A 21119-nucleotide genomic window follows, 5' to 3' on the forward strand; every position below is an offset into this window, starting at 1 on the left:
AATTTCTCAGCGCACTACCCGCTCCTGCCCCCCACAAAAATGCGCCTGCTTTACCATCCACCCCAGCCAGAGCAGGCTATTCGCAGATAATTTAGCCAGTACGTGATAAACATTGATCAGGATCAATGAAGTGCTTTTTAGGGAACGGATTCGCATTTGGCAACAAACAATCAACCTCATAAGAAACTACTTTTCTGAACGCCGTGTGAAATAGTATTTCCTGGCAATAGATAACATCCGCTTAAGCGGTCCGGGACGGACAATCTGTTAATGCAGGATTAAAGGAGGGTAAGAAAAAGGATGGTGATGAAGATACGCTGCAGTCAGTGTGGAAGCGCCCGGTTCTTTTTTACGGATTACCGTGAGGGCCAGCCCAACGTCCATGGTGCCCGCTGTGCAAGCTGTAAAAAACGACTGGATTCCCAGGATCTGTTGCCCGGTACGTCGATGGATCCCATTACACACTGTCTTCTGGCCAGCCAGAAAACAGTTCGGGCACCTGATTAGGTGCCCGCTGTCGCTGAAGCTTAAACAGAAATCAAAAAATCAGTTTGAACACCCCTGTCAGGGTCAGCAGGCCGACGATAAAGATAATCGCAATAATCCACAGAATAATTTTCATTTCCTTTTCCCCTCACTGATTAGACACGTTTCCTGTAGGCAGTATAGACAGGAATATTTATCGTGCCGCTTCACTCATGTTTTAACTGGTCAAAAGTTCATCAATCCTGCTCTTTATTTACTTTCTGAGACAGCGATCGCAACCCCCAATTTTATCCTCTCTCTTTGTTCGTTCTACACCCCACTCCTGGCTAAAATTTATGCGGCAAGGCAGGCCTCAATAGTGATGAGATTGGAATGAGTCGCGAGGAGATCTTATGAGCACGATTAATACCAGCATGGGCCGTTACAGCCTTAAGGCCAAAAACAGTGGTAACCACATTAAAGGTTCTTTCGCTATCAACGATGAAGGCGGCACGCAGCTCTCTATGCAGGAGTTTGACGAGCACTATCTTGATGATGTGGTGAATAACGTTATCTACCCCGTCACCGGCGGCAACCGTGACATTGCGCACGCGCTGCGGGAACAGATGGTGAAAGCCGGTTTTGAGCCGCCTCACTAAGACGTCAGATTGATGTGACAGGCTGGGCCGCACGTGCGGCCCTTTTTATGTTGAAGGCGACACCCGAGGCAAAAGCAGAGAGCCGCTGACAGGATTGCCAGCGGCCAGAGGTTAGATCACCCAGGAGAGCAGCAGACACCCCACCAGACCACAGACCGAAATAATGGTCTCCAAAGCCGACCATGAGCGGATGGTTTCACCAATGGTCAGATTGAAATACTCTTTGAACAGCCAGAAGCCTGGGTCATTAACGTGTGAGAAGATCACGCTGCCAGACCCTACGGCGATCACCATCAGTTCCGGGCTCGCGCCACTGGTGACAATCAGCGGTGCCACGATGCCCCCGGCGGTAATCGCTGCTACCGTGGCAGAACCCAGGGCAATACGCAGCACTGCGGCAATCGACCAGGCCATAAAGATGGGAGACAGCTGAGTCGAGTGCATCATGCTGGCGATATATTTATCCACACCGCTGTCCACCAGCACCTGTTTGAAGGCTCCGCCACCGCCGATAATCAACAACATCATAGCGATGATTTTGATTGAGTTGGTCAGAGTATCCATCACCTGCTCCATCGTGCGGCCGCGATTCAGTCCAAATGTGAAAATCGCAATCAGCACGGCAATTAGGGTTGCCATCACCGGATCGCCAAAGAACTCTGCGTAAGGCAGCAGCGCATGGCCTTTAGGCAACAGCATCTCCGCCACGGCACGCAGTGCCATCAACACCACTGGCACCAATGCCGTCCAGACGCTGACGCCAAAACCTGGCATTTCCGCTTCGGTAAAGGTTTTCGGGTTATAAAGCCCCTGTGGAATCGGTTTATCGATGTTTTTCAGGAAACGGGCGTAAACCGGGCCCGCCAGAATGACCGTTGGGATACCCAGCAGCGTACCAAACAGCAGCGTTTTCCCCATGTCAGCATTAAACAGCGTGGCGATAGCGGTCGGACCGGGATGTGGCGGAAGAAAACCATGTGTCACGGACAAAGCCGCCGCCATCGGCACCCCGACGTAGAGCAGCGGTACGCGCGCCGATGCCGCCACGCTGAACACCAGCGGCAGCATCAGCACAAAGCCGACTTCGTAGAACAGCGCAAATCCGACAATGAAACCGGTCAGCACCAGCGCCCACTGAATATGCTTCGTACCGAACTTTTCAATCAGGGTAGTGGCAATACGCTGCGCGCCACCGCAGTCGGCCAGCAACTTACCCAGCATGGCCCCAAAGCCCATGATCAGCGCCAGGCTGCCCAGTGTGCCACCCACGCCCGCTTTGATTGAGGTAATGACTTTATTGACCGGCATGCCCTGCATCACGCCGACGGCCAGCGCCACTAAAATCAGCGCGATAAATCCATTGAGCTTAAAGCGAATCATCAGCAGCAGCAGTAGCGCGACGCCGATCGCCACATAGAGTAATGGCATAGCTTTTCTCCACCTTGTGCACCGAACGGAATTCAGTGTCGATTTATTATCATGATCCCCGTAGGGCGACAAAACAGTGCAAATGTAAGATGTTTACACATCCCGACAAATGCTGTTACCGATAACATGTTAAGGGTAACATCCGCAGGAAAGCACCACCCCGCTGACGGTGAATTTCTGTTTTGCGAAGGTGATCAACTTTTTGCCAATGCGTTATCAGAAAGTTTGCCAGTGTCGACGCCGCGCTTTTCGTTACACTCAGATTTTAGCGAAATGTAAAAAGGATGTGCTGGTGAGTGAGAACCTGAGTGAGCTGTACAGTAATCAACGAACCCTCTTTGGCCGGGGCAGCCTGGATAAACTGGTGCCGCTGCTGGCCGCCCGGTCACAGCCTACCCTGCTGTTTTGCGGACAATCTTTCCTGCAGGGACCGACCTATGCCCGGCTGAAAGCCGGACTCAACGATCACATTATTGGCTATGAAATTGTCAGCCATGAAGCCTCACCTGCCGAGATCGATAGCTGGGTGGCGCGCTGGCGCGGTCATGTCGATCGGGTGGTGGCGATTGGCGGAGGGAGCGTCCTGGATGCAGCGAAAGCGTTTAGCGCGATGATTCAGCACCCGTTGCCCACCGCCCGTTATCTGGAAAAAGTGGGCGATAGCGCCGTTCAGCCCATCACGCTGCCGCTGATTGCTGTCCCGACCACCGCCGGGACCGGCAGTGAAGTCACGCAAAATGCGGTGGTGACAGATCAGCAGGATATCCAGATCAAAGCCTCGCTGCGTCATCCGGTCTTTGTGCCGGAGGTGGCGATTCTTGACCCGGATCTGCTGAAAGGCGCGCCTGATTCAGTGCTGGCGACCTGCGGAATTGATGCGTTTACCCACCTGTTTGAAGCCTATCTCTCCAGTAAAGGCAACCTCTTCACCCGGCAGCTGGCGCTGACCGGTCTGCGCCAGTTTATTCAGGCCTGGCCTGCATTGAATCGTGAGGATACGACGGGTGATGCGGCACGCGAGGCGATGATGATGGCGTCCTGGCTGGGGGGTGTCAGTCTCAGCAGTGCGGGTCTCGGGGTGATTCACGGTATTGCAGGCGAACTGGGTGCGATAAAACCGTTCCATCACGGTGAAGTGTGCGGGCGTCTGCTGTTTCCGTTTCTGGATCTGCTATCCGACAGCGATCATCCGCTGCAGCGTAAGCTGATGGCGGAGCTACACCCACAGCTCTTCAGCGCAGCCACAGACTCACCAGCACAGTTTCTGAAGCAGTGGCTGCAGCAGCAGGCGATTACCCCGTTCTGGCAGGAAGGCCCCTCGCTGAGTCAGGCCGAGGCAGAGTGGATTCTGGCGCGAGCCAACAGTAAAAATTCGCTGGTGAATTACAGCCGCGAACAGATGCAGATGATGATCGCGCAGGCCTGGCACATCACAGCGTGATCAACGCACTGCCCGCCTTCTCTGTCGTGGAAATCCTGACCCGCCAGCCCTGGCAGGTCAGGCATCCCCTCAGGAGAATACCGTTACGTCCGGATTCTGAGCCTGACAGCTAGGCCTGTATGGCAGCAAAAGGCCCCTCGCCTGCCAGCATCTGTTCAATCACCTGCAGCACGCCCTGCTCGTTGTTCGAGGGCGCTTCAAAGCGCGCCGTATGCTTCACCCGCTCAGGCGCGTTACCCATGGCAAAACTGAAGCCGGATTGTTTCAGCATCTCCAGGTCGTTACCGCCATCGCCGAAGGCCAGCACCTGGTCGTGCGTAATTCCCCAGCGTTGAGCCAGCAGATCCAGCCCGTGCGCCTTATGATTTCCCGGCACGATCAAATCAACCGAACCATGACCGCTTGAGGTCGCTGCCACACGCCCCTGATGCAGTCGCTCAATATCTGCCATCAGTGGCCCGATGTAGTCGTCAGAAAGATTGAGCGCGAACTTAAACAGCCGGTCACCCTGCACCTCATTCAGATGATGAATCGGCTTCAGCCGGTGACAGTAGTGGCGCATCTTCTTAAGCCAGGTTTCTTCCATGCCATCGAAGTAATACGCGCTGTCACGTCCACACAGCAGGTAACGCAGGCCCGGATAGTTGCCGTTTTGCAGGGTGTCGATAACCGCGTCCACATCGCGCCGTTCAAAGGCACCGCAAAACAGCTCCTCATCACGATCAATAATCCATGCGCCGTTCTCCGCCACAAAGGCGATATCGCTGGCGATCTCCGGGAAGAAGGATTTGAGCTGGTAATACTGATTGCCGCTGGCCACCACAAATTTGATGTCACGGGCGGTGAGTTGCTGATAGCAGTCGAGAAAGCGGGAACGATTGTACTGCTTGTTATCGTCCAGAAACGTGCCATCCATATCTACCGCAACCATCTTAACCGTCGTCATCATGACTCCTTACACAGGAAATTTCAGAGTGGAGTCTCAGGATAGCCGCTGGCGCAGCAAAACGGAAAGAAAGAGGGATGGCCGCAGCCATCCCTGGGGATCAGTTCAGGGCACTGTTCAGCACCAGTGCGGTAATCACCCCGGTCGCGGCGGCAATCAGCACATAGTTGCCGTCGATGTTTGCCCAGTGATAACCACGCGGTGGTTCACGCAGACCACGTTCATGCCAGTCGGCTACACGATAAGAATCGCCGCGATATGCCGGCGGAACAGCATGGCCACGACGGAAGTCGTGCCCCTGCCAGGCAAAATGGTCGCGGTCATTGCGGGCGTCTCTGCCACGGCGGTTGTAATCCGGGTCATGACGATGATCGCTCATGTCATGATGGGTGTTGTCGCGGCCACGATTCTGGTCAGGACCGCGACTGTCAGAACGATGATCATCATTCTGATGTGGCACCGGCATACGCTGCCCGTCATCATGATCATCTGCCCGTGAGGCCTGAGAAAAGAGTGTGCTGCATGCCAAAAATGAAGCGATAAGCGTGAGTGTTGTTTTTTTCATGATACTGCCTCCGAAAATAACGGCTGTTCAGGCACCGTTGATCGGCATCATGGCAATAATCGTGGCGGGAAACATGTGTAAATGTCTTAAAATCCGGTTACTTACACACTATTACGCTTATTTAGCGCTTTCTTAACAGCGGTCGTTTCCGGACAACATTCCTGACGAAATCCAGATTTAACGGCCAGCCTGAGAATGACGCATCAGGCTGACCGGTCAAGACGCATTACGGCGTGCTGAGGATCACCGGCGCGTCCGGCAGTCCGGTAAAGTGCGTCACGATGTGATGGTAATCAGCCGTCGGATCGAGATCGCGGAACACATCCGGATAGAGATCTTTTGCCAGGATTTCCATGCCAATGATGTTGTAAGGGTGATTGTAGAAATGATGGTAAACCCCATACACCCGCTTCTGTTTCACCGGTTCGATCTGCTCCAGACCGGTGCGGCTCTGCAGGCGGTTAAAAGTGGCAGTTACGTCGGTCTGACTGGCACTATAACCAAACGGCAGCACGTTGCTGTTCGGGCGTTTAGAGCCGGTCATGATGTAAACGTCTGGCTTCATGGCGATGATTTTCTCCAGCGAGACAAAACCTGAACTGCCGGGCAGCAACGCGGAGCCGATATTTTTTCCACCGACCGCTTCTACCAGCGCACCCCAGCCGTTATGACCGTGGGTAAAACAGCAGTTGTCGCTGTTACCGGCAATCGGCTCGATAAACACCGTCGGCTTGTGCTGCACCTGCGCAATCTTCTGCTGAAGCATCTCCCAGCGCTGCTGGTAAAAATCGGCGTAGTCTTTTGCTTCGGCTTCGCGATTCAGAACCGTGCCCAGCACTTTCACGCTCTTCAGGGTGTTCTCTTTCGGATGGAGTTCATCATCCAGGAACAGCACCGGGATATGCAGATTTTTCAGGGTAGCCAGAACGCCTGACTGCGTCAGGGCCGGTTTGGCACGCAGTTGCGCAATCATCAGATCGGGCTGCTTCGCCAGTACGCTCTCCAGATTGACCTGTCCCTGATCGTTAAAGCCCATATCCACAATCGAGGCCGCCTGCGGCCAGCGCTGCTTCAGCAGGTCCCAGGTCTGGGTGTCCTGCTTTTTAGGCAGGTTGTTCCAGGCAACGACCCGCTTAAACGGATCCTGACGATCCAGCAATGCCAGCGCCATCACATCGCGCCCATCCTGCAAAATCACATGCTGCGGCTCTTTCTGCAGCGTAATTTTCTGTCCATCCATATCGGTCACTGTGACCGGGTAGGTGGTGGCCGCACAGGCGGTTGAGAGTAAAAGTGTGGTGGCTGCAGCTATCCCGATTTTCATTGTTCTCCTGTCCTTTAAAGGAATAATAATTATTCGCGTTTACTCTACCATGCGAATAAGTAACAAATGTAAGAATTGCTGACCAGATGCTACTGACAGAGAGCGTTCACGAGGCAACTGCAGGGTAAAATTACGGGGTGATGTCGCTGAATAGCGGGAGGATCATAGGGAAAATGGCGAGTTGCAGCCAGAATGGCAGGCGCATCTCAACGATACTGAGATACGCCTGCAGGCTTAGCGTTACTTCACCAGCGAATAAAAGATCGCAGAGATAGCAATCAGCCCAATCAGCACCACAAACAGGTTGCTGATGTGACCGCTGTACTTCCGCATCGCGGGCACTTTCTGAATGGCATACATCGGCATCAGGAACAGGATCATGGCAATAACCGGTCCACCCAGCGTCTCAATCATGCCGAGAATATTCGGGTCCAGCGTCGCCACCCCCCAGGTGGTCAGCAGCATAAAGAGTGCCGTCAGGCGATTCAGTCTGGCGGGCGCGATGGTTTTACCGCGACTGCGCAGCGCCTTATTGACCATGCCGTTGAACCCTTCGCGCGCGCCCAGATAGTGACCGAGGAACGATTTGGTGATCGCCACAATCGCGATCAGCGGCCCCATCCAGGCAATCATCGGCACCTGAAAATGGTTAGCCAGATAGGAGAGGATGGTAATGTTCTGCGCCTTGGCGGCGTGTAAATCTTCAGGCGACAGGCTCAGCACGCAGCTGAAGACAAAGAACATCACCGTCACCACCATCATCAGGTGCGAGCAGGCCAGAATGCGCGAACACTTTTTCTCGGCGGCATCGCCATACTCTTCGCGTTTCGCCAGCGCAAACGAAGAGATGATTGGCGAATGATTAAATGAGAAAACCATCACCGGAATCGCCAGCCACAGCGTCATCCACAGGCTGCTGCCCGCAGGCTGAACGTTAAGCGTCGACAGTACCGCGCCATGCCAGTGCGGGATCAGGTAGCAGGCCATCAGCATCAGCACTGCCACAAATGGATAAACCAGCACGCTCATCGCTTTAACGATCATCTTCTCGCCGAAGCGCACGATGGTCATCAGTCCGACAATCAGCAGCAGCGACAGCAGCACACGCGGCGGCGGCACCAGGCCGAGCTGATGCACCATCAGGCTCTCGACCGTATTGGTTATCGCCACGCTGTACATCAGCAGAATCGGGTAGATAGCAAAAAAGTAGAGCAGCGTAATCAACTTGCCCGCCCCGACGCCGAAATGCTCTTCGACCACCTCGGTGATATCACCGGCCGGGTTTTTACCGGAGAGCACAAATCGGGTCAGCGCGCGGTGCGCAAAGAAGGTCAGCGGAAAGGCCAGCACCGCCATGATGATCAGCGGAATCAGCCCACCGACGCCCGCATTAATGGGCAGGAACAGCACCCCCGCACCTATCGCCGTGCCATATAAACCCAGCATCCACATGGTGTCGGTTTTGCGCCATCCCGTATCGACGTCACTCTCAAGCGCGCCCAGCGTGCCAGTTTGCGTGGTTTTCATCAGATTTTCCGTGTTAAAAGCCGCCATTAACCTGAGTCGTCAGGCAGGTATAGGTCTGCCCCGCTCTCGTTAGCTGCAACCGGAGCAGTGAAGCGTAATGCTGACCCGCCCGTGCAGAGGTAATCGATTGCGTGCGCCACTTTTTACACCACCTGACGATAAAAGTTCAAGCCATGCAGATAAACACGCATGGATCGGCTAAAAAACCGTCAGGTTGTGCAACATGACTGCGCGGCGATCATGCCATCTTTGAGGCCGTTTTACTGCCCCTGAAAAGGCGATCCCAGTAACGATTTCGCGCAACGGGCTACGCTTAAACAGACGCTGTCGCGATCATGCCGACAGCCGCAAAGGAGAAGAGAATGAAAATTGCCTGCCTGGGATGGGGATCGTTGATCTGGAAAACCGGCGCGCTACCGGTCGCCAGTCAGTGGCATCACGATGGTCCGGAGATACCGATCGAGTTTGTGCGCATCGCAGACGGCGGCGAGTTGTCGACCGCGATCTGCCTGAATGCCCGCCCGGTGCCGGTGTTCTGGGCCTTGCTGAACACGGCATCACTGGAGAGCGCCTGCCGCGCACTGCGCCTCCGTGAGGCGATTCCGGACAGCCGCATTGATGGCGTCGGGATGATGACGGTGACAGAAACGTCGGCGGGGCCGCTGGCGGAGTGGGCGCAGGCGAAAGGCATTGAAGGGGTAGTCTGGACCGGTTTGCCTGCCCGTATAGCGGGTGTGGAAGGCCAGATCCCGACGCTGGATGAAGCACGGTGCTACCTGCAGACTCTCACCGGTGAAACCCGTGAGCACGCGTATAACTACATCCAGCAGGTTCCGGCACAAATCGACACGGTTTATCGTCGTGCGTTTGCCGATCTGACACGCTGGCAGCCCGATTCTGCTCCCGTGACGGTCACGACACCCCGGCAGTATCCGCCCTGCCAGCCTGGCTGAAACAGTCCAGCAGCCTGCACCGCTCTGCTTACTCTTCAAAGCGTTACTACACTTCAGGCAGGTTGCGATTTCAGGTTTCCTGAGTCTTTTCCGCGGATGGTCACGCCTTCTGGCCTGGCCGCTAGCCCCTTCTCAGCAGGAGATGAACAGATGAAAGCATTAACCTACCATGGCCCCCATAAAGTCAGCGTGGACAACGTGCCCGATCCGGGACTGGAAGCCGCCGATGACATTATCCTGCGCGTGACCGCCACCGCCATTTGCGGTTCAGACCTGCACCTTTATCGCGGCAAAATCCCCGGCACCGGGCATGGCGATATTTTTGGTCATGAGTTTATGGGCGAAGTGGTTGAGGCAGGCAGCGCAGTGACCGCCGTGGCCAAAGGCGATCGGGTAGTGATCCCGTTTGTTATCGCCTGTGGCGACTGCTTTTTCTGTCTGATGAGCCAGTATGCCGCCTGTGAAAATACCAACCCCGGACGGGGAGCCATCCTGAACCGAAAAAACATCACGCCACCCGCTGCGCTGTTCGGTTTCAGCAAACTCTATGGCGGTGTGCCCGGCGGCCAGGCAGAATATGTCCGGGTACCAAAAGCCAACACCGGCCCGTTTAAAGTGCCGTCAGTGCTGTCAGATGAGAAAGTGCTGTTCCTGTCAGACATTCTGCCCACTGCCTGGCAGGCGGTTAAAAACGCCGAAGTAAAACCGGGTTCCAGCCTGGCGATTTTCGGTGCCGGCCCGGTTGGCCTGCTCAGTGCCGCCTGCGCCCGACAGCAGGGTGCCGAACAGATCTACATGATTGACCACAACAACTACCGCTTAAACTTTGCCCGCGAGCGTTACGGCGTCATCCCGATTAACTTCGATGAAATTGATGATCCGGCTGGCTGGATTATCGAACACAGCCCCGGTAATCGCGGTGTGGATGCGGTCATTGACGCAGTCGGATTCGAGGCGAAAGGCAGCATGACTGAGACTGTGCTCACCAATCTCAAGCTGGAAGGCAGCAGCGGCAAAGCGTTGCGTCAGTGCATTGCCGCCGTCCGGCGTGGCGGTATCGTGAGCGTGCCGGGCGTCTACGCCGGATTCATTCACGGCTTCCTGTTTGGTGACGCCTTTGACAAAGGCCTGACCTTTAAGATGGGACAGACTCACGTGCATGCTTATCTGCCTGACCTGCTGAAACTGATTGAGCAAGGCCATCTGACTCCGGAAGAGATTGTGACCCACCATCTGCCGCTGGAAGATGCCGCACGCGGCTACGATATTTTCGCCAAACGCGAAGAGGAGTGCCGCAAGGTGATTCTGGTGCCAGGCATGGCAGCGACCCAGGCTACGATCTGATCGACTGAACCTTAACACTGGATCCCCGGCAGAGCACTCTGCCGGGGAACGCATTTCAAAACGGCTTACGTTCCAGACTGCTTCGCCACTCCCGTCTCTCCAGCAAATGTTCATCCGGCGTATCCGCCGTATCCACCTGCCTCCCCTGCTCCAGCCATCGCGCACTGCGTGAATGGGGATGATTTTCACTGATCACCTGTTGTGAAAATGCGCCAAACGATAACAGCAAAAACAGTAATGCACTGGCCAGCCTCACTTTCATACGCATACCTCTTTAATAACGGTGCCGCTATGCTGCCCGAAGGGTTTTCATTTTCTGTCAGTAACAGGCAAAGTTATGTGGGGAGCGGGAACAAGCTGCGACGGGTTTAATCGCGGTTCAGGATAGCCAGGCAGTCCAGCCCGAAAGTTTTCCCGCTTACCGTCCATTTCCTTTCTGGAGGATGCCAGTGAACATCAATCAGTTTGATCAGCCGATCGGTGAAGCGCTGCCCGACTGGCAGCCGGTCGCCAGACCGCCCCGCGCGCCCCTCACCGGCCAGCACTGCCTTCTTCTGCCGCTGAGCGTGGATCATGCGGAATCGCTGTTACAGGCCTTTATGCTGGCACCGGATGAGCGTGACTGGACCTGGCTGAGCGTGGAGCGGCCCACCTCACTGTCACAGATGCAGCACTGGATTGCGGATAAAGTGGCGGATGTGGCACTGGTGCCCTTCACGGTCTGCACTGTGAATCAGCGGCCCTGCGGCGTGGTCTGCTTCGCCAGCATTGAGCCCGAACAGGGCACGCTTGAAATCGGCCACGTCACCTGGTCGCCACTGATGCAGCGCAGTGTCATCGGTAGCGAGGCGATTTTTCTGCTGTTGCACAGGGCCTTCTCGCTCGGCTATCGGCGGGTAGCGTGGCGCTGTGATTCAACCAATGTTGCGTCCCGACGCGCAGCAGAACGGCTGGGGTTCCGCTTCGAGGGCCGCTTTCGTCAGGTGATGACGCGAAAACAGCGCAACCGCGATACCGTCTGGCTGTCGATGATTGACCGTGAATGGCCTGAGGTTCAGCGCGCCCTGAGCGTCTGGCTGAGCGCGGATAATTTCACCGACGAAGGGCAGCAAAAGCGCCCGCTCAGCGCCTGCTTCGCCGGTGTTAATCGGGCCGATACAGACGCGACAAGCCCTGAACGCTGAGACGATTAATGTAGCCGACGCACGCTCAGTGCCGCAGACCAGCGCTGTCGCTGACAGCGCGGACAGATAGCCGGCTGCTCCGCCGCTATCCTCTGTGTCTGGCCGCAATGGGTACAGGCATAGCGCGCGCTAACCGGCACCGTGCTGTAATCCTGCCGGTGCTCCGGCGGCAGGATGCTTAACCCGGCGCGCATCTCATCATCATCGTAGAAATAGAGGCTGAGCTGGCCATCCACCTCCACCAGCGCCAGGCGGATCTGCCCCAGATGCTCCACACCACTCTGCCGCAGCTCCATAAAGAACTCATCTTCAGAAATATTCAGCCGATCCAGACTCTCCAGCACATACAATCCGTCTTTAATCAGGGTAATGACGTCGCCCTGAATTAGCCGGGAAAAGCGCGAGCTGTGTGCTGTCAGCCAGGTGGTCAGGCGATAGAGCGCCAGCAGGACTACAAACACCATAATGACCGGTAGCACCGGCACATCATCGTAAAACGTGACGTCACCGGATGCAGAACCCAGCGTCAGAATGACTACCAGCTCGAACAGCGACAGCTGGCGGACGCCGCGCCGCCCGGACACTTTCAGAAAGGTAAATACCACCAGATAAGCGATCAGGACCCGCGCCACCACCTCAAACAAAAAGGTGGCGGGTTGATCGTTGAGTAAGAAACGGTGCCAGTCGAATGAGAACATAGTCTGCTAAACATCCTGTTTTAAAGGGGCGTGCATCGTCGCAGTCGCCCGTTGATGACCTGCAGCTTCAGGCCAGTGATAACTCAATCTTGTCGCCAGCCCGGCAAAAGGCAAGCGAAGCAGTAAGACGAAAACGGGCGAGTCTGACCTCTCTGCATGTTCAGGAAAAGGTTAATAAAGCCGAAAATGACGCTGAGCCTGTTCACGCTGCGCTTATCTGATCAGCCATAAACCTGAATCAAAAACTTCCTGTTTCTGGATGGTTTATTTTTACCGCTACGCTTTTTCTTTTCACTTCAGCAAGTTGCGAACAAAAACTTCATGCCTATACTTTCCAGTAAGGCTTCCGCAAAATCCATTAACGTCCAGAGAAGCCAGAATTTTCCTGCCGATAGCGCCGCCCGTGTCGTCCCGCTATCTCACTCGTCAGTACGCCACAGGACCTGATGTCTGAACCTCAGTGGCTGTGCCTTATGGCAAGGATCGCCCGTCCGCTCAGAGTGGTCAGATCGACCAGTCTGTAATGCAAACCTGTCACGCCCTGACCCGTTTCACGACGGCTCGTCAGCGGGAAGCGTTTTGCTTTTTTTGGGAGATGCCATGACGCCCTTTCTCAGTTTCTGGCAGGCCGGCTACGAAGGTGCCGACCATATCAATCCTGCCGGTCTTGCGCTGTCGATGAACGATCTGAACCAGCATCAGGCGCGTGCAGCAGAGGACTATGCCGCGCTGGCCCCCTTTTCAATTCGCACGGTGCGCGAAAGCGTCGGCTGGCGCTTATGTGAGCGTGATGGCGGCTATGATTTCTCGACGATTGCTGCCCGGATGCAGGCCGCAGAGCAGCAGGGTATCCAGATAAGCTGGACGATCTGCCACTACGGCTGGCCCGCTGGAGTCAGCCTGTTTGATCACGACTTTGTCAGCCGTTTCGCCGCCTTCTGTGGCGCACTGGCCCGCTTTCTGGCCCCCTGGTATCAGCAGCCGCCGGTCTACTCCCCCATGAATGAAATCTCCTTTGTCAGCTGGGGCATCTCGGTCGGGCTGTTCGCCTGTGAGGCGATCCCGGAACCCGATGGGGCAAATGCTGCCAAGCAGCAGCTGGTGCGCGCGACCCTGGCCGCCTGTGATGCGATCTGGCAGGCCGATCCGCGTGCCCGTCTGCTGCACTGCGATCCGCTGATCCATATCGTGCCCGATCCTGCCGATCCCGCCAGCGACGTGCTGGCACGCGAAATGTGCGATACCCAGTATCAGGCATGGGACATGATCAGCGGCAGGCGCAACCCGGAGCTGGGCGGCGCTCCCCGCTATCTCGATCTGACTGGCGTGAATTACTACCACGACAACCAATGGGAACAGGGGACGAACCAGCGGCTTTACTGGCATCTGGGCGAGAGCCGTCGCCTGCCGCTGCATCAGATGCTGCAGCAGGTCTGGCAGCGTTATCAGCGGCCACTGCTGCTGGCGGAAACCAGCCACGTCGGCAGCGGACGCGGAGCCTGGATCCATGAAATTACCGCTCAGGTGGCGCAGGCGCAGCTGGCAGGCACTGAACTGCTCGGTATCTGCCTCTATCCGATTATCGATCGTCCCTTATGGGAGGAGACCACATTCTGGACCCGTAGCGGTTTGTGGGACCTCGATCTGCTGGGGCCGGATCCTTACGCCCGCCAGTTACAGCAGCCTTATGCCGACGCTTTACACCAGGCGCAGCGCTTTTTGCAGCACATCCAGTCCCCACGACAACAACGTCAGGAGCACACAATGAAACCACCTGTTCTTATTGTTTTCAGCCATTTACGCTGGGGATTTGTTTTTCAGCGCCCGCAGCAGCTACTGACACGTCTGGCTCAGCACTATCGTGTGCTGTTTGTCGAAGAGCCGGTCTGGCAGGCGGGGCCGCCTGGCCTGCATCAGAGTTCGCCAGCCGCGAATATCACGGTGATCCAGCCGCATACCGACAGCGACGCGCCCGGTTTTCACGACAGCCAGATTGCCCCACTGCTGCTGCTGCTCACGCCGCTGCTGGAAGAAGATGAACAACCGCTGATCTGGTTCTATACGCCGATGGCGTTGCCGCTGCTGACCCCTTTTGACCCCTCTCTGGTCATTTACGACTGCATGGATGAGCTTTCCGCCTTCCAGAATGCGCCGCGCCAGCTGCAGCAGCGCGAATCCGCGCTGATGACGCGCGCCGATCTGGTCTTTACCGGCGGCTCCAGCCTGTATGAAGCAAAGCGTGATAAACATCCGCAGGTCTACTGCTTCCCCAGCAGCGTCGACGCCATCCATTTTGAACAGGCACGCGATCGCACTAACCGTCATCCGCTGCAGGATACGATTCCGCCGCTGCGCCTGGGTTATTACGGCGTGCTGGATGAGCGCATCGATCTGCCGCTGATTGCGGCGCTGGCAGACAGCCATCCCGAATGGCAGATCATTATGGTCGGGCCGGTGGTGAAAATTGATCCCGCCAGCCTGCCGCAGCGCGACAACATTCACTGGCTCGGCCAGCAGCCTTATCAGGCGCTGCCGCAGTTTCTGGCGGGCTGGGATGTCTGTCTGATGCCGTTTGCCATTAATGCCTCGACCCGCTTCATCTCCCCTACCAAGGTGCTGGAGTATATGGCGGCGCAGCTGCCGATTGTCAGTACCGCCATTGTCGATGTCGCTCGCCACTACGCAGAGGAAGTGGCGGTAGCAGAGACTCACGCGGCGTTTATCGCCGCCTGTGAACAGGCAATGGCGATCGGGGCCGCAGAACGGCTGGCGCTGGCGGGACGGATGCAGGCCAAAGTGGATGCCACCTCGTGGAATCACACCGCAGAGCAGATTCATGGACTGATTCAGCAGGCGCTGACGCAACGTCAGCCTGCATGCAAATCGTCGAGCGAGACCCAGGCACAGTCTAACGTCACGCCTCTCACACCAGCGATGCTGGAGAGTGATGCGGTGCCCTGCCTGATTATCGGCGCCGGCCCCACCGGACTGAGCGCCGGTTATCACTATGGCGAAGGCGCGGTGTTGCTCGAAAAAAATAGCACCCCAGGCGGCTGGTGCCGCTCAATTGACGATCAGGGTTTCACCTTCGATTATGCCGGTCATATTATGTTCTCGCAGGACCCGTATGTGTTGCAGCTCTATGAGATGCTGCTGGGCGATAACCTGCACTGGCAGGCGCGTGAAGCCTGGGTTTACAGCGACGGCGTGTATACCCGCTATCCGTTCCAGTCAGCGCTACACGGCTTGCCGGTCGAAGTGGTAAAAGAGTGCGTGCTGGGCGCTATCGAGGCGCGTTATGGTGAAACGGCCGCCGCCGCCGTACCGCTGGATCGGGCGCGGGCGCGACGGGACTGCTGTGCGGATGGCGCGATCCCCGATGAGGGCAGCAGCACCGGCCTCGTGGAAGGGGAAGAGGATTTCCAGCACTTTATTATGCGCACCTGGGGTAAAGGCATCGCACGTCACTTTGCCCTGCCCTACAACCAGAAGCTCTGGAAGGTGCCGCTGACCGACATGGAAACCTCGTGGCTGGGTGGACGCGTCCCGTTGCCCGATCTGTCGCAGATCATCGATGGCGCGCTGCAACCGCTGGCGAAACCGGTCGGCCCTAACGCCCGATTCGGCTATCCGCTACGCGGCGGTTTCCAGGCACTGATGTCCGGCTTCCTGCCGCACCTGAAATGCAGGCTGGAAACGGATACGACGCTGACCCGCATCTATCCGCAGGCGCATGTCGCGCTGCTGGCCGATGGTCGCCACTACCGTTATGAGCAGTTGATCAGCACCATGCCGTTGCCGGAGCTGATTAAACTGATGGGCGATGAGGTGCCACAAAGTGTGCAACAGGCCGCGCAGCAGCTGCAGTTTGTGTCGGTGCGCTGCGTGAATCTGGGGATTGGCCGGGCTGACCTGACTGAAAAGCACTGGATTTACTATCCTGGCGATACGCTCTTCCACCGCATCTTTGTACAGGGCAATGCCAGTCCGCACTGCAACCCGCCGGGCGGTTTCGGCTTGACCTGTGAAATCACCTACAATGCGGCCAATCCGCTGCCGCTACAGGGCGATGCGCTGATTGAGCGATGCCGTCAGGATTGCATCCGGGTCGGTATGATCACCGCGGACGATCCGCTGCTCTGTGCCTCAGAGGTCGATATGCCCTACGCCTACGTAGTCTATGACCATGCGCGCAGCGCTAACGTGGCGTTGATCCGCCAGTGGCTGCTGACCCAGGATATTCATCTGTCAGGTCGCTACAGCGAGTGGGAATATTACAACTCGGATCACGCCTTCCTTGCCGGTAAGCGTGCCGCCGAAAACGTGCGGCTGCAGCATGTCAGCGCAGGCACTCTGGGCTGACCTGACGCCGCCCGCTACGACAGTCGCTGATTGCACTTCGCGGCTTTCAGCGACTGTAACTCAGTGACTCGCTTCTCCGCCTTCTGAGTGGCATTGTATTTCGCAATGCCATTGCCCAGCCCGAAATCCCCGACAAAGCCCAGCACGGTCAGTGCATCAAACTGGCCGGTCTGCTCAATATCACTCTGCACGCTGTGCGCTTTGACCAGTTCCTGATCCAGTGTGCTGCAATTCAGCGTCGCGGTCTCTTCCGGCGTCACTGCCGCCGCCTGTGGATACTGCTTGGTGGCGCAGCCGGTTAATACCAGCGCCAGCAACACCACGAAGAATGTCTGTTTACCCATTTCTTATTGCCTGTTTTTCGCCCGGTCAACAGCGTTATCGGCAGCATACACCGGGAACATGAGTCTCTGACCTACCAATAATGGTCGAAACCGCTACGCTAATGTAGGATTCAGCGCGCTGCTGTCAGAGGCAGCCTGTTACCGACCGGAAGTCATGCAGCGAACGCACATTATCCGTTCATCATTTCTGCCAGATCTTTCAACCCGTTAGCCAGCATAATGCTGCCACCAGCAGCGTTTAAAGAGCACAGCCTGAGCGTTAATCCGTGATGCGGCAACCGCATAAGCGAAGCCAGACACAGAATTTTTGCGCGTCGGGTTTATCAGAGTTTGTTCCAGATGAGGTTTTTCCATGCGTTTTAAAGGATTGAACATCGGATTTTTCATTTTGATTCTGGCTATCGCCACGGTCGCTTTTTTTGACGTGCTTTCGCCTTATTTCTCGTCGATTTTGTGGGCGGCGATTCTGGCAGTGATTTTCCATCCGCTGAAGACCTGGCTGCGGACCCGACTGGGCGACCGCAATGGCGTGGCCGCATTAATTACCCTGCTCTGTATCTGTCTGATTGTGTTTACGCCGCTGGCCATTATCGCCTCCTCACTGGTGGTCGAAACTAACGCGGTCTATCACAAACTGCAGACCAACTCGTCACAGTTCCCGGCCGTGTTCGCCGATTTGTTGCAGCATCTGCCGCGCTGGGCGAGGCATTTTCTGGCTGAAAACAATCTGGATAACGCCGGGCAGATTCAGCAGAAGCTCTCTTCGTTTGCCCTTAAGGGCGGCCAGTATGTCGCGGGCAGCGCCTTTATCATCGGGAAAGGGACGTTCAGCTTCACCGTCGGCTTTGGCATCATGCTTTATCTGCTGTTCTTCCTGCTGAAAGATGGCTCCTATCTGGTGCATCTGATTCTGGAAGCGCTGCCGCTCTCAACTTACGTGAAGCATCACCTGATGGTGAAGTTTGCTGCCGTGGCGCGTGCGACGGTGAAAGGCACGGTGGTGGTTGGTATCGTTCAGGGTATTCTCGGCGGGCTGGCGTTCTGGTTTACCGACATTGACGGCAGTCTGCTGTGGGGTGCGCTGATGGCCTTCCTCTCCCTGATTCCGGCCGTCGGTTCCGCCATCATCTGGGTGCCTGCGGCGATCTTCTTCTTCGCCACCGGCGTGCTGTGGAAAGGGCTGTTCCTGGTCGGTTTCTTCGTGGTGATTGTCGGTCTGGTGGATAACATTCTGCGTCCGTTGCTGGTCGGCAAAGACACCAAAATGCCTGACTATATGATCCTGATCGCCACGCTGGGCGGCATGGAAATCTACGGCATCAATGGTTTTGTTATCGGTCCGGTGATTGCTGCGCTGTTTATCGCCTGCTGGAATCTGCTCTCCGGCCGCGATAACCGCGAAAACATCGAAGCCATCGACGAAGAGTTTATCGATGAAGGCAAGAAACAGTCCGATGACGTCGCAGAGGCAGCAGCAGAGGCGGCGGCTGAAGCGGCGGCGGCCTCCGCCCATGCCGCTGCAGAGACTGAGATGAAAGTCCTGGCGTTGAAAAAAGAGACTGAGGAAAAGAAAGCGTAATCCCCGTCAGTCCATAAAAAAACCCACCTTTCGGTGGGTTTTTTTTAACCTGGAAACAGCAGCGAATTAGTTAGTCGCTTTGTTTTTCAGATCTTCAGCACCCTGCTTGGTTTTATCCCAGCCTTTCTCAGTGCCTTCTTTGGTTTTGTGCCAGCCCTTCTGAGTCCCTTCGGTAATTTTGCTACCGGTGGTGTGGCTCTTGCCTTCAGCGGCGTGCTCAGACTTCAGCTTCAGCTCTTTGCCTTCATTCTGGGTCTGGTGCAGTTTTTCTTTCGCGGTGTCAGCGCCTTTATGCGCTTCCGCTACGGTGTTGTCTGTGGTGGTAGCAGCAAATACTGGCGAGGCCAGCAAAATAGCAGACAGTGCGATAATTGATTTCTTCATAATTCCCTCTGTATTCATCGTTGCCGTGTAGGTTTTAATCCTGGCATAGCCTTTCCAGGAAAGATTTAAGAATAAACCAGGAATCAAAAAGGGCCAGTTTTCACCAGAAAAAGTGTTTGATTGTAGATTTTTCGTCCACTACCACAGTGCAAGCTGCGGATCGTCGTCTTTTTCAGGCGGTGTTCGGGTCACGCGAGCAGGCGGCGCAGGCTGATCCCTCTGTCGCGTAATCCATGCCAGTAACACCGTCACTACGTACGCCTGCTGCTCAGCACTCAGCGGCTGAAATTGTCCGATGTTGTGCCATTTGCTCAGACAGCCACGACAGCAGGTTGCGGTGGCGTGCTGGGCGATAAACACCGGATGGCCGCGCATGGGCGTCTGCTTGCCATCATTTTCTGGCTGGGCAGGCGCCAGGCGCTGTGCCACAAACGCTGCGGCATGCTGACGCAACACCGGCTCGCCTTTGCTGACCGCATAATCATACTCAGCACGTCCCAGCCGAAAGCGCTGACGGAACGGTGAACGTGCCAGCCGGGTAAACAGATCGTCAGAAACGTTCATGCTGATGCCACTCACTCATATTTACGTCCCGCCAGATAAGTGACGCCCTGCGGCCCGAACGCCTCGCGATGCAGTTCATTCGGCTGCAGGTGAAATGTCTCACCGGGATGATAGGTGGTATCACCCTGTTCAGTACTGATGGTGATGTCCCCACTGAGAATCAGTGCCAGCGCTTCAAAGGCGTGGACGTGATTATCAAGCTCGGCTGACGCTGCACGTTCGATCAGCAATGGTTCGTTAAAACCCTGTTCGGCTAACAATTTTCGGTATTCATGTTCAGTCATTGCAACGCCTCAATATGGAACTGACCCTAAGCAGTGTAGACGATCTTAATACCGCGCATGGCACTCAACAGGTTACGTAAAGTCGCGCAAACAGAGTTGTTCGCCGTTCATGCCGATGCTGTACTTGCCGCCTCATTACAGCCATTTTGACATCAGGATGACGCAAAAGTATGACTCAACAGGAGAGAACCGCCCTGCTGCTGATTAATCAGCGCTCACGCAAAGGACGCATTGAAGCCAGCCGGGCACAGTCGCTGCTGACTCAGGCCGGATTCACCCTGCTGCAACCAGCCGGGGATGAGACCCGCAGCTACAGCGAACTGATCGCGGCTTATGCCGATCGCGTCGAGACGGTCATCGTCGGCGGTGGTGACGGCACACTTAACGCGGCCGCGCCGGGGCTGATGCAGAGCGGCCTGCCGCTGGGCATTTTACCACTGGGCACCGCCAACGATTTTGCCCGGACGCTGGGCATTCCGGCTACGCTGGAGCAGGCCGTGAAGATTATCGCAGACGGGTATCTGCGCGCCGTGGATCTGGGTGAAGTCAATGAGCACCTGTTCCTGAATGTCTCCAGCATCGGCTTCTCGGCGGAGCTGGCGCGAAACCTTACGGCAGAATCGAAAAAGCGCTGGGGCGTGGGCGGTTATGCCCTGGCGGCGTTGCGGTTGCTGCGGCAGAGCCGTCCGTTCAGCGCCACGCTGGTCCATCAGGGTCAGCGGACGCCAGTTAAAACGGTTCAGGTCTCGGTGGGTAACGGGCGCTTCTACGGTGGCGGCATGACGGTGGAAGCGCGCGCGGCGCCAGACGATGGGTTGCTTGATGTTTACAGCCTGGAGTTAAAGCACAGCTGGCAACTCATTGCACTGCTGCCCTTTCTGCGTCGCGGCACTCACGGTCGCTGGCGTAATGTGCGGGCATTCAGCGCCACGGCGCTGACAATTGAGACGCGCCGCCCCCATTACATCAATGCCGACGGTGAGATTATTGGTCAGACACCCGCGCGTTTCCGCCTGCTCGCCCGTGCGCTTCAGGTGTATGCACCGGACGATAGCGCAGCGAAATAGT

At 56.3% G+C, this 21119-nt stretch carries 19 protein-coding genes; 8 read left to right on the plus strand and 11 right to left on the minus strand.

The annotated features are described in order from the left end of the window. The first annotated feature begins 878 nt into the window (after positions 1-878). Entirely contained in the window at positions 879-1124 is a 246-nt protein-coding gene (locus ACR8BF_RS13950) for a hypothetical protein (protein ID WP_136197708.1), read from the plus strand. Between the two features lie 111 nt (positions 1125-1235). Here the strand turns inward: ACR8BF_RS13950 and gntT are convergent, their stop codons facing one another. Continuing rightward, a complete protein-coding gene (gene gntT / locus ACR8BF_RS13955) occupies positions 1236-2552 on the minus strand; it encodes a gluconate transporter (RefSeq protein WP_434745140.1) in 1317 nt (438 codons plus the stop codon). A 292-nt stretch (positions 2553-2844) separates the two neighbouring features. Between gntT and ACR8BF_RS13960 the strand changes: the two genes are divergently transcribed. Beyond that, positions 2845-3993: an iron-containing alcohol dehydrogenase gene (locus ACR8BF_RS13960; RefSeq protein ID WP_434745141.1), complete on the plus strand. Its 1149-nt coding sequence runs from the start codon at positions 2845-2847 to the stop codon at positions 3991-3993. Positions 3994-4102: 109 nt separating this feature from the next. Here the strand turns inward: ACR8BF_RS13960 and ACR8BF_RS13965 are convergent, their stop codons facing one another. The 4 genes from ACR8BF_RS13965 to ACR8BF_RS13980 all read right to left on the minus strand — a co-directional run bounded on the left by ACR8BF_RS13965 (position 4103) and on the right by ACR8BF_RS13980 (position 8355). Further along, positions 4103-4939 (minus strand): Cof-type HAD-IIB family hydrolase, encoded by an 837-nt coding sequence (locus tag ACR8BF_RS13965; RefSeq protein WP_434745946.1) that lies wholly within the window; start codon positions 4937-4939, stop codon positions 4103-4105. A gap of 100 nt (positions 4940-5039) precedes the next feature. Continuing rightward, positions 5040-5504: an RcnB family protein gene (locus ACR8BF_RS13970; protein WP_434745142.1), complete on the minus strand. Its 465-nt coding sequence runs from the start codon at positions 5502-5504 to the stop codon at positions 5040-5042. A 226-nt stretch (positions 5505-5730) separates the two neighbouring features. Then, positions 5731-6828, minus strand: a complete 1098-nt coding sequence (locus tag ACR8BF_RS13975) for an ABC transporter substrate-binding protein (RefSeq protein ID WP_313699738.1) — start codon at positions 6826-6828, stop codon at positions 5731-5733. A 240-nt stretch (positions 6829-7068) separates the two neighbouring features. Beyond that, positions 7069-8355 carry an HAAAP family serine/threonine permease gene (locus ACR8BF_RS13980; protein WP_179896584.1) on the minus strand — a complete coding sequence of 429 codons (1287 nt, stop codon included), beginning with the start codon at positions 8353-8355 and terminating at the stop codon, positions 7069-7071. Positions 8356-8717: 362 nt separating this feature from the next. Here ACR8BF_RS13980 and ACR8BF_RS13985 point away from each other — a divergent pair, with 362 nt between their 5' ends. Then, positions 8718-9308, plus strand: coding sequence for a hypothetical protein (locus ACR8BF_RS13985; protein WP_179896586.1), 591 nt, complete (start codon positions 8718-8720; stop codon positions 9306-9308). A gap of 150 nt (positions 9309-9458) precedes the next feature. Beyond that, positions 9459-10652, plus strand: coding sequence for a zinc-dependent alcohol dehydrogenase (locus ACR8BF_RS13990; protein WP_179896588.1), 1194 nt, complete (start codon positions 9459-9461; stop codon positions 10650-10652). A 55-nt stretch (positions 10653-10707) separates the two neighbouring features. On the opposite strand, the gene ACR8BF_RS13995 is transcribed toward ACR8BF_RS13990, so the two are convergent. Further along, a complete protein-coding gene (locus ACR8BF_RS13995; protein WP_434745143.1) occupies positions 10708-10914 on the minus strand; it encodes a hypothetical protein in 207 nt (68 codons plus the stop codon). 187 nt (positions 10915-11101) lie between these two features. Between ACR8BF_RS13995 and ACR8BF_RS14000 the strand changes: the two genes are divergently transcribed. Further along, the gene (locus tag ACR8BF_RS14000) at positions 11102-11836 is read left to right on the plus strand and encodes a GNAT family N-acetyltransferase (protein WP_434745144.1); all 735 of its coding nucleotides are present in this window, start codon (positions 11102-11104) and stop codon (positions 11834-11836) included. 5 nt (positions 11837-11841) lie between these two features. Here ACR8BF_RS14000 and ACR8BF_RS14005 read toward each other — a convergent pair whose 3' ends face one another. Next, a complete protein-coding gene (locus ACR8BF_RS14005; protein ID WP_434745145.1) occupies positions 11842-12534 on the minus strand; it encodes a YetF domain-containing protein in 693 nt (230 codons plus the stop codon). Positions 12535-13134: 600 nt separating this feature from the next. Between ACR8BF_RS14005 and ACR8BF_RS14010 the strand changes: the two genes are divergently transcribed. Next, entirely contained in the window at positions 13135-16896 is a 3762-nt protein-coding gene (locus ACR8BF_RS14010) for an FAD-dependent oxidoreductase (RefSeq protein WP_434745146.1), read from the plus strand. A gap of 14 nt (positions 16897-16910) precedes the next feature. Here ACR8BF_RS14010 and ACR8BF_RS14015 read toward each other — a convergent pair whose 3' ends face one another. Next, entirely contained in the window at positions 16911-17240 is a 330-nt protein-coding gene (locus tag ACR8BF_RS14015; RefSeq protein ID WP_314985028.1) for a hypothetical protein, read from the minus strand. A 352-nt stretch (positions 17241-17592) separates the two neighbouring features. On the opposite strand from ACR8BF_RS14015, the gene ACR8BF_RS14020 reads away from it, so the two are divergent. Continuing rightward, positions 17593-18819, plus strand: a complete 1227-nt coding sequence (locus tag ACR8BF_RS14020; RefSeq protein ID WP_179896600.1) for an AI-2E family transporter — start codon at positions 17593-17595, stop codon at positions 18817-18819. Between the two features lie 66 nt (positions 18820-18885). Here the strand turns inward: ACR8BF_RS14020 and ACR8BF_RS14025 are convergent, their stop codons facing one another. The 3 genes from ACR8BF_RS14025 to ACR8BF_RS14035 form a co-directional block, all read right to left on the minus strand. Beyond that, positions 18886-19203, minus strand: coding sequence for a hypothetical protein (locus ACR8BF_RS14025; RefSeq protein WP_179896602.1), 318 nt, complete (start codon positions 19201-19203; stop codon positions 18886-18888). Positions 19204-19341: 138 nt separating this feature from the next. Further along, entirely contained in the window at positions 19342-19767 is a 426-nt protein-coding gene (locus ACR8BF_RS14030; RefSeq protein WP_179896604.1) for a DUF4186 domain-containing protein, read from the minus strand. Between the two features lie 11 nt (positions 19768-19778). Then, the gene (locus ACR8BF_RS14035) at positions 19779-20051 is read right to left on the minus strand and encodes a cupin domain-containing protein (protein WP_179896606.1); all 273 of its coding nucleotides are present in this window, start codon (positions 20049-20051) and stop codon (positions 19779-19781) included. A gap of 170 nt (positions 20052-20221) precedes the next feature. On the opposite strand from ACR8BF_RS14035, the gene ACR8BF_RS14040 reads away from it, so the two are divergent. Beyond that, positions 20222-21118, plus strand: a complete 897-nt coding sequence (locus ACR8BF_RS14040; RefSeq protein WP_434745147.1) for a lipid kinase — start codon at positions 20222-20224, stop codon at positions 21116-21118. Position 21119: the final 1 nt, after the last annotated feature.

The sequence above is a fragment of the Candidatus Pantoea rara genome (genome assembly GCF_051136265.1).
Taxonomy (GTDB): domain Bacteria; phylum Pseudomonadota; class Gammaproteobacteria; order Enterobacterales; family Enterobacteriaceae; genus Pantoea; species Pantoea rara.

Excerpts from the sequence above, each read along its gene's own strand:
- ACR8BF_RS14040 (WP_434745147.1), top strand. The coding sequence starts at position 20,222 with ATGACTCAACAGGAGAGAACCGCCCTGCTGCTGATTAATCAGCGCTCA.
- ACR8BF_RS14020 (WP_179896600.1), top strand. The coding sequence starts at position 17,593 with ATGCGTTTTAAAGGATTGAACATCGGATTTTTCATTTTGATTCTGGCT.
- ACR8BF_RS13965 (WP_434745946.1), bottom strand. The coding sequence starts at position 4,939 with ATGACGACGGTTAAGATGGTTGCGGTAGATATGGATGGCACGTTTCTG.
- ACR8BF_RS13980 (WP_179896584.1), bottom strand. The coding sequence starts at position 8,355 with ATGAAAACCACGCAAACTGGCACGCTGGGCGCGCTTGAGAGTGACGTC.
- ACR8BF_RS14030 (WP_179896604.1), bottom strand. The coding sequence starts at position 19,767 with ATGAACGTTTCTGACGATCTGTTTACCCGGCTGGCACGTTCACCGTTC.
- ACR8BF_RS14015 (WP_314985028.1), bottom strand. The coding sequence starts at position 17,240 with ATGGGTAAACAGACATTCTTCGTGGTGTTGCTGGCGCTGGTATTAACC.
- ACR8BF_RS13975 (WP_313699738.1), bottom strand. The coding sequence starts at position 6,828 with ATGAAAATCGGGATAGCTGCAGCCACCACACTTTTACTCTCAACCGCC.
- ACR8BF_RS14035 (WP_179896606.1), bottom strand. The coding sequence starts at position 20,051 with ATGACTGAACATGAATACCGAAAATTGTTAGCCGAACAGGGTTTTAAC.
- ACR8BF_RS13990 (WP_179896588.1), top strand. The coding sequence starts at position 9,459 with ATGAAAGCATTAACCTACCATGGCCCCCATAAAGTCAGCGTGGACAAC.
- ACR8BF_RS14010 (WP_434745146.1), top strand. The coding sequence starts at position 13,135 with ATGACGCCCTTTCTCAGTTTCTGGCAGGCCGGCTACGAAGGTGCCGAC.
- ACR8BF_RS13950 (WP_136197708.1), top strand. The coding sequence starts at position 879 with ATGAGCACGATTAATACCAGCATGGGCCGTTACAGCCTTAAGGCCAAA.
- ACR8BF_RS14005 (WP_434745145.1), bottom strand. The coding sequence starts at position 12,534 with ATGTTCTCATTCGACTGGCACCGTTTCTTACTCAACGATCAACCCGCC.
- gntT (WP_434745140.1), bottom strand. The coding sequence starts at position 2,552 with ATGCCATTACTCTATGTGGCGATCGGCGTCGCGCTACTGCTGCTGCTG.
- ACR8BF_RS14025 (WP_179896602.1), bottom strand. The coding sequence starts at position 19,203 with ATGAAGAAATCAATTATCGCACTGTCTGCTATTTTGCTGGCCTCGCCA.
- ACR8BF_RS13995 (WP_434745143.1), bottom strand. The coding sequence starts at position 10,914 with ATGAAAGTGAGGCTGGCCAGTGCATTACTGTTTTTGCTGTTATCGTTT.
- ACR8BF_RS13970 (WP_434745142.1), bottom strand. The coding sequence starts at position 5,504 with ATGAAAAAAACAACACTCACGCTTATCGCTTCATTTTTGGCATGCAGC.
- ACR8BF_RS13985 (WP_179896586.1), top strand. The coding sequence starts at position 8,718 with ATGAAAATTGCCTGCCTGGGATGGGGATCGTTGATCTGGAAAACCGGC.